At 68.7% G+C, this 12,975-nt stretch carries 13 protein-coding genes and 1 pseudogene; 9 read left to right on the top strand and 5 right to left on the bottom strand.

The annotated features are described in order from the left end of the window. Positions 1-276 precede the first annotated feature (276 nt). Positions 277-1,404: a serine hydrolase gene (locus KCH87_RS01205; protein ID WP_210583349.1), complete on the top strand. Its 1,128-nt coding sequence runs from the start codon at positions 277-279 to the stop codon at positions 1,402-1,404. Between the two features lie 320 nt (positions 1,405-1,724). Here the strand turns inward: KCH87_RS01205 and KCH87_RS01200 are convergent, their stop codons facing one another. Then, positions 1,725-2,162, bottom strand: a complete 438-nt coding sequence (locus KCH87_RS01200) for a helix-turn-helix domain-containing protein (RefSeq protein WP_217506699.1) — start codon at positions 2,160-2,162, stop codon at positions 1,725-1,727. A 141-nt stretch (positions 2,163-2,303) separates the two neighbouring features. On the opposite strand from KCH87_RS01200, the gene KCH87_RS01195 reads away from it, so the two are divergent. Beyond that, a complete protein-coding gene (locus tag KCH87_RS01195) occupies positions 2,304-3,176 on the top strand; it encodes an aldo/keto reductase family oxidoreductase (RefSeq protein ID WP_210583348.1) in 873 nt (290 codons plus the stop codon). 285 nt (positions 3,177-3,461) lie between these two features. Beyond that, positions 3,462-4,687 (top strand): annotated as a pseudogene (locus KCH87_RS01190) (ISL3 family transposase). A gap of 477 nt (positions 4,688-5,164) precedes the next feature. Here the strand turns inward: KCH87_RS01190 and KCH87_RS01185 are convergent. From KCH87_RS01185 to KCH87_RS01175, 3 genes are all read right to left on the bottom strand, one after another. Continuing rightward, positions 5,165-6,730 (bottom strand): NAD(P)/FAD-dependent oxidoreductase, encoded by a 1,566-nt coding sequence (locus tag KCH87_RS01185; RefSeq protein ID WP_210583346.1) that lies wholly within the window; start codon positions 6,728-6,730, stop codon positions 5,165-5,167. After that, positions 6,727-7,197 carry a cupin domain-containing protein gene (locus tag KCH87_RS01180; RefSeq protein WP_247195529.1) on the bottom strand — a complete coding sequence of 157 codons (471 nt, stop codon included), beginning with the start codon at positions 7,195-7,197 and terminating at the stop codon, positions 6,727-6,729. The genes KCH87_RS01185 and KCH87_RS01180 overlap by 4 nt, the downstream gene beginning before the upstream one ends. Positions 7,198-7,344: 147 nt before the next feature. Beyond that, positions 7,345-8,112, bottom strand: a complete 768-nt coding sequence (locus KCH87_RS01175) for an IclR family transcriptional regulator (protein ID WP_210583344.1) — start codon at positions 8,110-8,112, stop codon at positions 7,345-7,347. Positions 8,113-8,403: 291 nt separating this feature from the next. Between KCH87_RS01175 and KCH87_RS01170 the strand changes: the two genes are divergently transcribed. From KCH87_RS01170 to KCH87_RS01155, 4 genes are read left to right on the top strand one after another with little or no spacing between them, the layout of a single operon-like run. Next, complete coding sequence (locus tag KCH87_RS01170) at positions 8,404-9,180, top strand: SDR family oxidoreductase (protein ID WP_210583997.1); 777 nt, start codon at positions 8,404-8,406, stop codon at positions 9,178-9,180. Continuing rightward, complete coding sequence (locus KCH87_RS01165; RefSeq protein ID WP_210583342.1) at positions 9,180-9,683, top strand: cupin domain-containing protein; 504 nt, start codon at positions 9,180-9,182, stop codon at positions 9,681-9,683. Before KCH87_RS01170 ends, KCH87_RS01165 begins: the two co-directional genes overlap by 1 nt. Then, positions 9,680-10,558, top strand: a complete 879-nt coding sequence (locus KCH87_RS01160) for an alpha/beta fold hydrolase (protein WP_210583340.1) — start codon at positions 9,680-9,682, stop codon at positions 10,556-10,558. Before KCH87_RS01165 ends, KCH87_RS01160 begins: the two co-directional genes overlap by 4 nt. After that, positions 10,555-11,490 (top strand): 2,3-dihydroxyphenylpropionate 1,2-dioxygenase, encoded by a 936-nt coding sequence (locus KCH87_RS01155; protein WP_210583338.1) that lies wholly within the window; start codon positions 10,555-10,557, stop codon positions 11,488-11,490. Before KCH87_RS01160 ends, KCH87_RS01155 begins: the two co-directional genes overlap by 4 nt. An 83-nt stretch (positions 11,491-11,573) precedes the next feature. Here KCH87_RS01155 and KCH87_RS49990 read toward each other — a convergent pair whose 3' ends face one another. Continuing rightward, positions 11,574-11,801: a hypothetical protein gene (locus KCH87_RS49990; protein ID WP_282612890.1), complete on the bottom strand. Its 228-nt coding sequence runs from the start codon at positions 11,799-11,801 to the stop codon at positions 11,574-11,576. 41 nt (positions 11,802-11,842) lie between these two features. Between KCH87_RS49990 and KCH87_RS49985 the strand changes: the two genes are divergently transcribed. Together KCH87_RS49985 and KCH87_RS01145 are read left to right on the top strand one after the other, a co-directional pair. Then, positions 11,843-12,430 (top strand): choice-of-anchor P family protein, encoded by a 588-nt coding sequence (locus KCH87_RS49985; protein WP_308298715.1) that lies wholly within the window; start codon positions 11,843-11,845, stop codon positions 12,428-12,430. Next, positions 12,423-12,764 carry a hypothetical protein gene (locus tag KCH87_RS01145; RefSeq protein ID WP_210583334.1) on the top strand — a complete coding sequence of 114 codons (342 nt, stop codon included), beginning with the start codon at positions 12,423-12,425 and terminating at the stop codon, positions 12,762-12,764. The genes KCH87_RS49985 and KCH87_RS01145 overlap by 8 nt, the downstream gene beginning before the upstream one ends. Positions 12,765-12,975 lie beyond the last annotated feature (211 nt).

The following is a 12,975-nucleotide window of genomic DNA, read 5'->3' as shown; positions in this document are numbered from 1 at the left end:
TGGCGGGATGATCACCTCGCCGCGACAGTCATTGCGGCTGGGCCCGCTCAGCGGGTCGCCTCCTGTGCGCAGGCGACCGCGCGTTTCCGCCTCAACAGCCGCCGTATCCAAGCGAAACGGCTAGGTTGGCGCTGTCGTTCTGCGCTAAGGAAAATGAAGTCGGTCATGAGATTTCGAAAGCCGGGATTGTGGCAGGTTCGCTCCCACACCGTCGCCGCCGGTGCCTGCGTTCGGGCGGGCCGGTCGACCGCGCGGCGGATCACTTGGGTAGTGCCGATGCTGTCGCTCCTGGCGTTGGCCGGGTGCGCCGGAGCGGCTTCGTCGAGGTCGACAGCAACGGCGCCGGCCACGACGGCGACCGTCGATTGCGACCGGATCGCAGGGAACGGCCGGACGTTCTATGAGAACAACCCGACGTACACGGATCCCCGGGACGACGGTGCGGAATGGTCGTCGACCCCGCCGGAGGAGCAGGGGATGGATTCCACCCTGTTGCGTACGGGGCTGACCAAGCTCGGGAACAACGCATCATTGTTCAGCGCGCTGGTCATCCGACACGACCGTCTCGTGGCCGAGCAGTACTACCACGGTAGTGGCGTACAACGGAGCAACAACGTCCACTCGGCGTCGAAGAGCATTCTGCAGGCGCTGGTCCACATCGCCATCGCCAAGGGCGACATCGGAAGCCTGGACGACCCGGTGGCCGACTATCTGCCGGAGTACTTCGGGAATGTGTCGCCGGATAAGAAAAAGATCACCATCCGACACATGCTGACCATGACGTCCGGTCTCGACTGGACGGAGGATTCGACCGAAGGCCAGGTCGAGGAGGCGTCGAACTGGGTCCAGACGATTCTCGGCCGTTCGCTCGTGTCCGTCCCTGGCGCGACGTACAACTACAGCAGCGGCAATACGCACATCGTCTCGGCCGTATTGCAGAAGGCCACGCACATGAGCACCTGCCAGTTCGCCCACCAGCACCTGTTCCAACCGATGGGCATCACGGCCGAGCATTGGGGCCGTGACCCGCGAGGCATCTTCTCCGGCGGGTACAACCTCTACCTGACGCCACGGGAAATGGCCAAGTTCGGCCTGCTCTACCTGCACGACGGCAAGTGGGACGGTCAGTCGCTCGTGCCACAAAGAGCGGTGCGGGCGGCGCAAGCCCGGACCACACAGGTCGACGACACAATCGCCTATTCCGAGGGTTGGTGGATGCACACCATCTCCGGACGCTCGATGTACTTTGCCTGGGGCTACGGCGGGCAGTTCATCTACGTAATCCCCAGCGCGGACATCGTGCTCGTGACCAGCGAGAACACGAGCAACACCAGCAACAACAAGGAGATCAACTCAACGGCGTTCATTCGCGACTACCTGCTGCCCTCCATAACCGGACCCTGATCCCGGTACCCCCTCGCGTGGCAGTGTCGAGTTGAAGGGTGCCCTTGATCTTCGCCAGCGACGACACGCCTTCTCCTCCCCAACGGCCAGACACCCTCAGGGAACCGTAGGAGTCCCGCCGAACACCTCACGGCCGAAGCCAAGAACCCCCATCCGGTACGTGCCAGAAGATCTGCACTCCAGCCTCCCGCCCTCGACCAGCACAAGTACGCCACCGACCACCCACGCCGGCACCGCTGACCAGGACGGATTTAGGGCTCTTCGCAGTTGAGGGTGTAGGGCCGAGAATGTAGAGCTGTTGGACGGTTGGATGTGAGGCGTCAGGAGGTGCGAGCGTCGTAGTTCTCACGGTTTGCGAGGACCTCGGCCATGTGCGTCTGCGCCCAGTTTCTGAGCCCGCGCGTCATGTGGTGGAGCGAGAGGCCGAGGTCGGTCAGCTCGTAGGAGACGGTGACAGGGACGGTTGGCGTCACGGTACGGGTGAGCAGACCATCGTGCTCCAGCGACCGTAGCGTCTGGGTCAGCATCTTCTGGCTGACCCCGGCCAGAAGACGAGAGATCTCGGAGTAACGCATCACCTTCGGAGCGTCTGCGTGTGCTGCACCGGGCTGGCCAGGGCTGTTGTCGCCGCCCAGCGCACACAGGATCAGGACGACCCACTTGTCCGAGATTCGGTCGAGCAGTTGCCGGCTGGGGCACCCTGCCAGGAACGCGTTGTACTCCACCTTGGCCTGAGCCCTCTTCTGGGCCGCCTTCATCGTCGTCACTGATCGCACCTCTCACCGATGGGTGGGTTACGCACTCCCAAGTGCCTACTTCCCGACAGGAAGTTTCTCTCCAATGCTGATGCAGGGAGGCAGCAGGCGCCACCCCCCAAGTGCACGACGAAAGGCAACAAGATGAGCACACCCTCCCTCTCTCTTCCCGGCGGCACCTGGACTCTGGGTGACCTGACCGTCACCCGGTTCGGCTACGGCGCCATGCAACTGGCCGGCCCGTGGGTCATGGGGCCGCCCGCCGATCGCGAGGGTGCCCTGGCCGTGCTGCGTGAAGCGGTCGACCTCGGTATCACACACGTCGACACCAGCGACGCCTACGGGCCGCGCGTCACCAACGAGTTGATCCGCGAGGCACTGCACCCCTATCCCGAGTCGCTGCACATCGTGACCAAGGTGGGCGCGACCCGCGACGAACAGGGCGGCTGGCCCACGGCCCGGCGACCCGAAGATCTGCGCCGCCAGGTCCACGACAACCTCAAGTCCCTCCGGCTCGACGTACTCGACCTGGTCAACCTCCGACTCGGCAACGCCGAAGGTCCCCAGCCCGGCTCGCTCGCCGAGGCGTTCGAGACGCTCGTCGAACTCCAGCAGCAGGGCCTGATCCGCCGCCTCGGGATCAGCAACGCCACCGAGGAGCAGGTCACCGAGGCACAGAGCATCGCGCCGATCGTGTGCGTGCAGAACATGTACAACCTCGCCCACCGCCACGACGACAAGCTCATCGACCGGCTCGCCACCGACGGCGTCGCGTACGTGCCCTTCTTCCCCCTCGGGGGCTTTACCCCGCTTCAGTCCTCGGCGCTCTCGGCGGTCGCCGCTCGACTGGAGGCGACACAGATATCCGTCGCACTGGCCTGGCTGCTGCAGCGATCACCGAACATCCTGCTCATCGCCGGCACGTCATCGACAGCGCACCTGCGCGAGAACATCGCCGGCGCGGGACTCTCCCTCTCTCATGAGGACTTGACCGAGCTGGACGACATCGGCCCCTGAATGCCCCAGAGCTGAACGGCCCACAAGCCACGACCGAAGCCACCGTTGAAGTTCCGGCCCCGATCGCCTTCGCGTGACCGGGACCGAAGCAGAACGATTCACCCTCATCTGGTTGACTTCAGATCATCAGGAACTTGTGTCACACCGGCGGTGGCAGCTCACCCCGCGTCGGTGGCCGGGTAGGCGCCGAGGTCTCCCGAGGAAGGGGGTTCCTACACCAAGCCCATCCGGAAGACCTCGACGTTGCACGACGCTACCCCTGAGGCCGGCTTCGCCCGCGCTGACATGAATACGTTCTGCCGCCTTGACGAGCTCGGGCTCGAAGTCACCGGTCAGCGACTCGCCCCGGACCATGCGGGTTCTCGCGTGCCGGGTCGTCGAGTCCGATCAGTGGTGCCGCCGCTGCGGTTGCCAAGGCACACCGCGTGACACCGTGACCGGCGGCTGGCGCACGAGCCACTGGGCTCGCGGCCCACGATCCTTCACGTCACGATCCGACGCTACCGCTGCATCGACTGCGGGCACGTGTGGCGGCAAGACACCACCAAGGCGGCTGAGTCGCGGGCGAAGCTCTCGCGCCGCGGGCTGCGGTGGGCGCTTGAAGCCATCGTCTGCCAGCACCTCACCGTCGCCCGTGTCGCCGAAGGGCTCGGGGTCGCCTGGAACACCGCCAACGACGCCGTCCTGGCCGAGGGCAAGCGTGTCCTCATCGACGACACCGGTCGGTTCGACGACGTCACCGCGATCGGCGTCGACGAGCACGTCTGGCGCCACACCAGACGTGGCGACAAGTACCTCACCGTGATCATTGACCTGACCGGCAACCGTGACGGCACCTGCCCTCCCGGCTGCTCGGCATGGCTGAAGGCCGCTCCAAGCAGGCTTTCAAGGCCTGGCTCGCCGAACGCGACGAGTCCTGGCGCAACCGCGTCGAGGTCGTCGCGATGGACGGTTTCACCGGGTTCAAGACCGCCGCCAGCGAGGAACTACCCGACGCGGTCGCGGTCATGGACCCATTCCACGTCGTGCGTCTGGCCGGCGACGCACTCGACCGATGCCGCCGACCTGTCCAACTGGCCATCCACGGGCACCGCGGACGCAGGAGCGACCCGCTCTATACCGCACGGCGAACCCTCCACACCGGCGCTGACCTGCTCACCGACAGGCAGAAGGACCGACTGGCCGCGCTGTTTGCGAGCGACGCTCACGTTGAGGTCGAAGCCACGTGGGGGGTCTACCAGCGGATGATCGCCGCCTACCGCGAACCCGATCGGAGGGCAAGCGCGTTGAGCGAGATCATCACGCTCGGCCGGACACTGAAGAAGCGAGCCACCGACGTGCTGGCCTACTTCGAACGCCCGGGCACGTCCAACGGACCGACCGAGGCCATCAACGGACGGCTCGAACACCTCCGCGGCTCCGCCCTCGGATTCCGCAACCTCACCAACTACATCGCCAGATCCCTGCTGGAAACCGGCAGCTTCAGGCCACGACTACACCCTGGATTGTGAAGAGCCGGATTTAGGCTGTACAGGTCTCAATGAGGCATACCGGATATGGTTTGGTGGCCCATTGCCAAGCCGCACCGCGGTCGGCGTCACCGACCTGGCCCTGGACGCAGCACTGGAAATCGACGTGATCGCCGCGATCCCCGAGAGCACCAGCATGACTGGCACTCCCCACATCGCTACCTGACTTTCGCTCTGCCCTCGGCCTTTCGTGTTCGGTCGTCAGCTTCGGGTTGCCGCCCATTCGTCGGACTGGCGCATCGCGCCCTTCTCCCATCGTTCGTTCGCCGGGAGCGCAGGAATTGACCCCGCGTGGGCGGGACCTGCGCCCCGCAGAACAGGCGGTCATCGCGCCGTGCCCCTACCGGTCCATGTCGTCGGTGCTGTCGGCGCCGGCAGACCGCGCCGCTCTGCCGGCCGGATCACCGGCTCCAGCAGCGCCTTGCCGATGATGCTTGACGTGGTCCTGAAGAAACCCCGTCAACGCAGGTCGAAGGGCACTTCTTTGTTTCCGGAGACGCTGTCCGCAGGCATCAGGCCGGTGGATCCGGGCTCAGGTCGCGGCTCGCTCGGTGCCAACCGCCGCAGCAGCAGCGGGGTCATCCGCCGATAGGCCGCGGGATTGACCGCGCCCAGCCAGTGCGAGGCCCGGACCGTGGCGCCGATGTTGAGATCGAGGTCGCCGAGTACTTCGTCGACGTTGTGCATCGAGAACGGGATGATCTTGGTGCCGCGGCAGTGATGCGTGTCCGTCGCCTCGTCCATGAACGCCAGCTGCTCGACGACAGCCCGACGCATGGCCTCGGGGTCGGGCAGCGCCACTGCCTTCGCGAGGTCGGCCGCGATCCAGAGGGCCGCCATCTCGGCGTTGAGCGGGCTGAAGAACGAGGAGTTGTAGCCGTTGAAGTAGAGCCCGGGAACGCCCAGGGGCAGAATCTGCCGGTAGAGCATGAAGTTCCCGCGCTCGTCGAGCAGTCGTTGCCGGGTCTCCTCCGGCAGAAACGGCACGCCCTGGGTGAAGCCGGTGGCGCAGAGCACCAGGTCGGCGCGGTGCGTGCTGCCGTCGCTCAGCTCGGCCGCGGGGCCATCGTGCCCGGCGAGAAGCCGCGTGATGGTCCGGTCGCGGTGGACGATGATGCTTCCGTCCGCGACGCCCTCGAAGAAGCCCTCGCTCGCCAGCCCGATGGCTCCGCGGACGATGTCCTCCATGTGCCCGGACGGAACCAGGCCGAGCTTCGCGAGGCCGAACTGCCGTACCGAGACCGAGCCGATGGAGTTGATCATCCGTCGGCGCAGGCCGTCGCCCGGGCCGTGCAGGAACTTCTCGAGACCGCGCAGTCGCAGGTAGCGGAAGAGCCCTTCGCCCAGCCGCGTGAGCAGCAGCAGCTTGAAGTTGAGGAACCCGCCGATCTTGCGCGGTACCTTCCACAGCAGCTGACGGGCGATCACATCGGTGCCGGCGGCGACGCCGCTGATCGCCGCCGCGACATCGCAGGCCGATTTGCCGTACCCGACGACGAGGACGTGCTGGTCGCGAGCCTCCTCCGCGTCATGGAACTCCGTGGCCGCGCGCAGCCGCCCGCCCGCCGCGGTGAACTCCTCGAGGCCTGGATACGCCGGTACCAGGGGTTCGCAGAACACTCCGTTCGCGACGACGAGCCGGTCGAATGTCTCGACGGACTCCGCTCCTCCGGCACCACGGGTCTCGACCGTCCAGCGGCTGTCGCCGGCCGGGCGCGCTGCCATCACCTCGGTGTTCAGGCGCAGGGCGGATTCGAGGCCGAACTCGGCGACGTACGCGGCGAGGTATGCCTGCACCTGGGCGCCGCTGGGCCATTCCGGGTAGCTCTTGGGCATGGGGAAATCGGAGAGCGAATACTGCGCCTTCGGGCTCTGCGTCGTCACGCCCGGGTAACGCCGGGTCCGGCTCCACACACCGCCGACGTCCGGGGACTTGTCGAACACCCGCACCTCGTGACCGGCCTGGGTCAGCACCTTCGCGGTGGCGAGACCGGCGAAGCCGGCTCCTATGATCGCGATCCTCATGGTTGGGCGACCTCGGGCGGCAGCTGCAGCTCGATGCCGAAGTCCTCCATGATCTTCTTCATCAGCGAGATGTCCTTGGGTCCTGGCGGCATGTCCGCCAGCGCCTGGTAGTAGCGCTCCAGCCCGGCGGGCGAGACCACGGAGATCACCCGCGACTCCTCCTTGTACGGGTTGCGGAAGGCATGCACCACGTCCCGCGGCAGGTACAGGTAGTCGCCGTGTTCGAGGACGAAGTCCTCGCCGCCGAGGTGGACGTCGAGGCGCCCGGCCAGGCAGATGAAGGACTCGTCCTCGCGGGTGTGCAGGTGCGGGGGAGGCCCGTCGGTCTCAGGGGGGATCGTGTACTCGAACAGCGAGTACGCGTCACGGGTCGACGTGCCGTCGGCCTTCGTCGTGATGCCGAGCCCGATCGCCGCGATCGCCTGTCCCTCGCGCGAGGGCAGCATGTAGCCGCCGCCTAGAGTCATCGTCGTCTCCTTGAGGTCGCCGCACCGGCCAGCCGTCGGTGTATCAGCGCTCACAGCGTGCGGGCCGCGCGGCCCGATCGGCAATCAGAAGTCCCACTCAGCGGGACTTCGGTCTGGTCTGCGGCGGTCGATGACAGTCGGCGACGGTCACCGGCGCGAGCAGTAGGCCCGGGACGCCGCCGCGGCGGCCAAGCGTACGGCGGGGCCGATCGCCTGCGCCCGGATCAGGCCGGAGGGGCCGGTGACGGACAGTGCGGCCGCGACCTCGCCGAGCGGGCCGAACACCGGGGCGGCCACGCAGCTGACCCCGATGTTGCCCTCCTCGCGTTCGACCGCCCAGCCGCGCGGCGGGATCGCGGTCAGCTCGCGCAGGATGGCCACCGGATCGGTCAGCGTGCGCGGCGTCCTGCGTTCGAGGCCGGCAGCCAGCACCGCGTCGATGGTCGCGGGGTCGCTGTAGGCGAGAATCGCGCGGCCCAGCGCCGAGCAGTGCGCCGGGATGATCCCGCCGACCTGGGAAAGCATCGGCATCGGCCGATGGCCGGTGATCTTCTCGACGACCAGGATCTGCGCGCCGTCGAGCACCCCGAGCTGCACGGTGACCTTGGTCGCGCTGTGCAGGTCCTGGAGGAAGGGCAGCACCGCCTCGCGCAGCTGGAGCCGGATCGGGGCCAGGCTCGCGATCTCGAACAGGCGGTTGCCGATCCGGTACCGGTCCTTCGGCTTGTCGAGCCAGCCGAGCCGGATCATCCGGTCGGCGGTGCGGTGGGCGGTGGAGCGCGGCAGACCGCTGCGGGCGACGAGGGCGGCGAGGGTCAGGTCGCGGTGCGTCGCGTCGAAGGCGCCGAGGATCGCCGCGGCGCGATCGAGGCCGCCCGCAGCCTGAGCGCCACCGTCCCGCTCAGTGGGACTCAACGTTGGTTCCCGGGTTCATGCGGGCCACGATAGACCCGTCGCGACCGGTGACCCGGTCCGGGAACCTCAGAGCCTGTGTCACATCCCCAGCCGGGCGCCCGCCGCCTGGCACGCACGCTCGCCGCGTTGGCGAAACGCCCACGTGGCTCCGCCACGAGGGCGCTCCGGCGCCTTGCGATCGCACGCACCAGACGATGTGCGCTGATCCGGCTGGGGATGTGACACAGGCTCTCAGCGCCCGCGAACCCCGGCGTACGGAACCAGCGGTGCCGTAAAAACCAGGAGGCTGCCATCAACGCTCGCAACGCCCTCGTCGGCGGGGGCAGCGCCGGAATCGGGTACGCCGTCGCCGAACAGCTCCTGCGGTCGGGCCACCGCGTCGTCATCACCGGGCGGCGTGCCGAGCCGCTGGGGTCCGCGGCGTCGCGGCTCGGCAGGGACACCGGCGGCATCGTTCACGCGCTGGTCAACGACGTGTCGGAGCCGAAGTCCGCCGTGGCGGCCTTCGACGAGGTGGAGAACTGCTACGGCGCGCTCGACGTCCTCGTGCTCAACGCCGGCGGACCCCCGCCCGGCCGCATCCTCGATGTCGAGGACGAACGCTGGCAGCAGGCCTTCGAGCTGCTGCTGCTCGGCCCGCTGCGCCTGGCGCGGCTCGCCCTGCCGGGCATGGCCGCGCGGGGCTTCGGCCGGGTCGTCCTCGTGACCTCCGCGGCGGTGCGCCAGCCCCAGCCCGACCTCGCGACGTCCGTGGTCCTGCGGTCCGCGGTCACCGCGGCCGCCAAGCTGCTCTCCCGGGAGTTCGCGGCCGAAGGGGTCACGGTCAACTGCGTGGCGCCCGGCGCCACGGCGACCGAGCGCCGCCGGGAGATCCTGGACGCTCGCGTTCGAACTACCGCGGTCGCGTTCGAGGACCTCGACGCGGCCGACGCCGCGGGCATCCCGGCCGGCCGGGCCGGCCGGCCCGAGGAGATCGGGGCGGCCGTGGCCTTCCTCGCCTCGGCGGCCGCGAGCTACATCAACGGGACCGTGCTCACGGTCGACGGCGGAAGGACGGAAACGATCTGATGGCCCAGTCAGGAGACGGATTCGCGCTGGCCGACTTCCTCGGCGCGATCTCCGATACCGTGCGGCCCGGCGCCGCCCGCCCGGTCGTCGTGCACGCGGCGCAGCTCGAGACGCTGCCGGCCGACCAGGTGCACAACCCCACCACGCTCTCGATCGCCGGCAAGCTGCCGACCACCACCTTCGAGATCTTCCGGCAGACCATCCCGCCGGGGCTGAGCTCGGACATGCAGCGGCACCACCACGAGACGGTGCACTTTGTCATCAGCGGCGAGGGGTACAGCGAGGTCGAGGACGAGACCGAGTCCTGGTCGGTCGGCGACTTCATCTACACCCCACCGTGGACGTGGCACCGCCACTACAACGCCTCAGCCACCGCGCCGGTCGAGTTCCTGACCATCGAGAACTCCCGGCTGCTCGGCCTGCTGGGCGTCGGACGGCGGCAGAGCGCGGGCCTGGCCACCGTCGCCGAGGCGCGGGCCCGTTTCGGAGAGGACTCACGATGAGCGCGCTGCCCGAACACATAAGCCTCTGGGGCGAGTTGGCCGACGTCGACCACGAACTCCGGCACGTCGACGTGGGCGGCGTGCGCACCCGGGTGCTGCGGGCCGGGTCGGGCCCCGACCTGATCCTGCTGCACGGCACCGGCGGACACCTGGAGGCGTACGCCCGCGACATCGCGGGACTGGCCGCGGACTTCCGCGTCACGGCCTACGACATGGTCGGCCACGGCTGGTCCGACCTGCCGGACAAGCCGTACACCATCGACGTCCTGTCCGCCCACCTGCTCGGGCTGATGGACGCCCTGGGCATCAACTCGGCGCACCTGTCCGGCGAGTCGCTCGGCGGCTGGGTGACCGCCTGGACCGCGGCGCACCACCCGGACCGCGTCGAACGGCTCGTTCTCAACACGCCCGGCAACATCACCGACAAGCCGGAGGTGATGGTCCGGATGCGAGAGAGCACGCTGGCCGCCGTCCGGGATCCGAGCGACGAGACGGTACGCCGCCGGGTGGAGTTCCTGTTCCACCACAAGGAGATGGTGACCGACGAGCTGGTGAACCTCCGTCGCGCGGTCTACAGCCGTCCCGGGTTCCTTCAGGCGATCACCAACACGCTCGTCCTCCAGGACCCCGAGATACGCAAGGACTTCGCCTGGCGCCCGGCCTGGGTCGGCAAGGTCACCGCGCCGACGCTGCTGCTGTGGACCGATCACGATCCCACCGGCGGGCTCGACGAGGCCGAACTGCTGCTGCGCTGGCTGCCCGACGCCCGCCTGCACGTGATCACGGACGCGGGCCACTGGCCGCAGTGGGAGAAGCCGGGCGAGTTCCTGCGCGCCCACCGCGATTTCCTCGTCCTCGGCAAGGATCCCGTATGAGCGAGATCATCGGCCTGGTCGGCATCTCGCACTCGCCGTTCGCCACCATGACGCCGCCGCGCGGGCCCTCGGAGCCCGGCGGCAGGTTCCTCGCCGACGCCGCCCGAGTGGCCGAGGCAGTGGCCCGGCTGGCTCCCGACGCCGTCGTCGTCATCGGCCCCGACCACTTTCACGCGAACTTCTACGACCAGATGCCGCCGTTCGTCCTCGGCGTCGAACAGGCCGTGGGATTCGGCGACTTCGGCAGCCGGTCCGGGCCACTGCCGGTCGCCGCACAGCTGGCCTGGTCGGTGCGCGACGCGCTCGCGGGGGCCGGATTCGACCTGTCGCTGTCCTACTCGCTCACCGTCGACCACGGAGTGACGCAGGGCTATGACATGGTCTGCGGCGGGCGTCCGGTCCCGCTCGTACCGCTGATCGTCAACACGGCCGCCCCGCCGCTGCCGAGCATGCCGCGCTGCGTGCAGCTCGGCAGAGCCCTCGGCGAGGCCCTCCGCGGCGCCGACTTCCCCGGGCGCGTCCTCGTCGTAGCCAGCGGAGGCCTTTCCCACTGGCTTCCGCCCAACGATCCGCGCGACCCCGCGGTGGCCGGCGAGCGGCGGGAGGCGGTCATCCACGGGCGTGCGAATCTCCAGGCCTTCGCCGCGGCGCGCGAACCCCGGGTCCGGGCCATGGGCGGCGATCCGCACGCGCACGTCAACTCCGCCTGGGACCGCTGGTTCCTCAAGCAGCTGGCCGCCGCGGACCTCACGCCGATCACCGCTCTGGGGGACGAAGGCCTCGAAGAGCAAGCAGGGAGCGGCGGGCACGAGATACGCACCTGGCTCATCGGACAGGCCGCCGTGGACAGGCCGTTCGCGTGGACGAGCTACGAGCCGGTCCCCCAGTGGATCACGGGCATGGGCATCGGCACGACCTTCGAGGTGAGCTGAGAGGTGGTGGCGGCAGGGGCCAGGATCGTGGGACGCAGGGCCGGGCTCACCAACCTGGTCGTGCATAAGCAACTGGGCGTCGATCAGCCCGACTTCGGCGTCCTGCTCGACACCATGGCGTGCCCGGCCTGCGTACCCTTCGACATCGCACCCACCCTGCCACCCAAGATCGAGGCCGAGATCGCCTTCGTGCTGGCGCACGACCTGACCGCCCCGGTGATCGCACCCGCCGACGTGGCCGCCGCCACCGCGCACGTCGTCACCGCACTGGAGATCGTGGACAGCCGGATCGCCGCCTGGGACATCGACATCGTGGACACGGTCGCCGGCAACGCCTCCTCCGGGCCTGTTCGTGCTCGGCGGCGCGCCCGTCCGCTCACCTCCGTCGACCTGTGCTCGGTCAGTGCGACTCTCAACCGCAACGGCGAGAAGGTCTCCAGACCGGCGGGAAACGGAGCCGAGACGCCTCTGGAGGCAACGGAAAGTCACTGCCGGGCTCAGCAGCAGCGACAACACGCGACAGTTGAGAACGGGACCCCACCAGCAGTCATGGCCCGACACCGGAACCATCCGCACGGCGGACGCGACCACGACCGACACCCCGTGCTCGGCCGTGGCGCAGGCACGCATCGGGCTGCCCGGCGTGCCGCTCATCGAGGTGTCAGGGCTCACCGCGACCTCCAGCAGCGAGTGCGCCAAGGCCACGGGCAGGACCACACTCACCCTGAGAATCGCGGGGGTTCCGGTTACCGTGTCGGGTGATCCGAATTCCGAGATCCCGCTCGGCGGAGGTGGCCGGCTCATCGTGAACGAACAACTGCCCTCGACCGGCGCCGACTCCGGCCTCAAGGTCAACGGCATCCATCTCGTCCTGCCCGCCGGCGGCGGTGAGGTCGTCCTGGCCCCGACGGACAGCGCGATGCACAACTGCGATGACTGACGACACCGCCGCTTGGGGCGGACCGCAGGAATACTCGGACGTGTTCCTGCGGTCCGCCCTACGGGCCGTGCAAGATCTGTGCGAACGACGGGGCAGCGTACTCGAGTCGCTCACCTGCGACGTCGTACCCGACACCACGGGCGACGACGTGGTTGTCGCCGCCACGACCGTGGTGCTCTTCCGCGGTCACCGCTGCGTCTTCCGCCGCGGGATCTGGCCGCCGAACCACCCCGCTGACACCCGAGCCGCCATCTACGCGTCCGTTCTGGAGGAGCGCCTGCTGACGCGGGTACACCTGAGGATTGGCGACGATGCATCGCCAGTCGATCTCTGACGGCCGTACCCACGATCACGCTTGATGCGCAGCCGCAGTGGGCCGCCCGGTGCTGCCGCCCACGTCCAGCGGCCGCGCGGCGGGCGGCCGTTGGTTCTGGTGCCTCACATCGAAGCCCCTTCACCCGTCGACCTGCACCGTCGCACCCGCCGGACGCGTACCACAGCGGCCGCCCGGTGCGCGTCTTGGCGGGCCGGGCGGGGGAGAATGA

The organism is Streptomyces sp. GESEQ-35, assembly GCF_017948485.1.
Classification (GTDB): domain Bacteria; phylum Actinomycetota; class Actinomycetes; order Streptomycetales; family Streptomycetaceae; genus Streptomyces.
The sequence above is the reverse complement of the archived record's forward strand: the minus strand, read 5'-3'. Positions and strand labels throughout refer to the sequence as shown.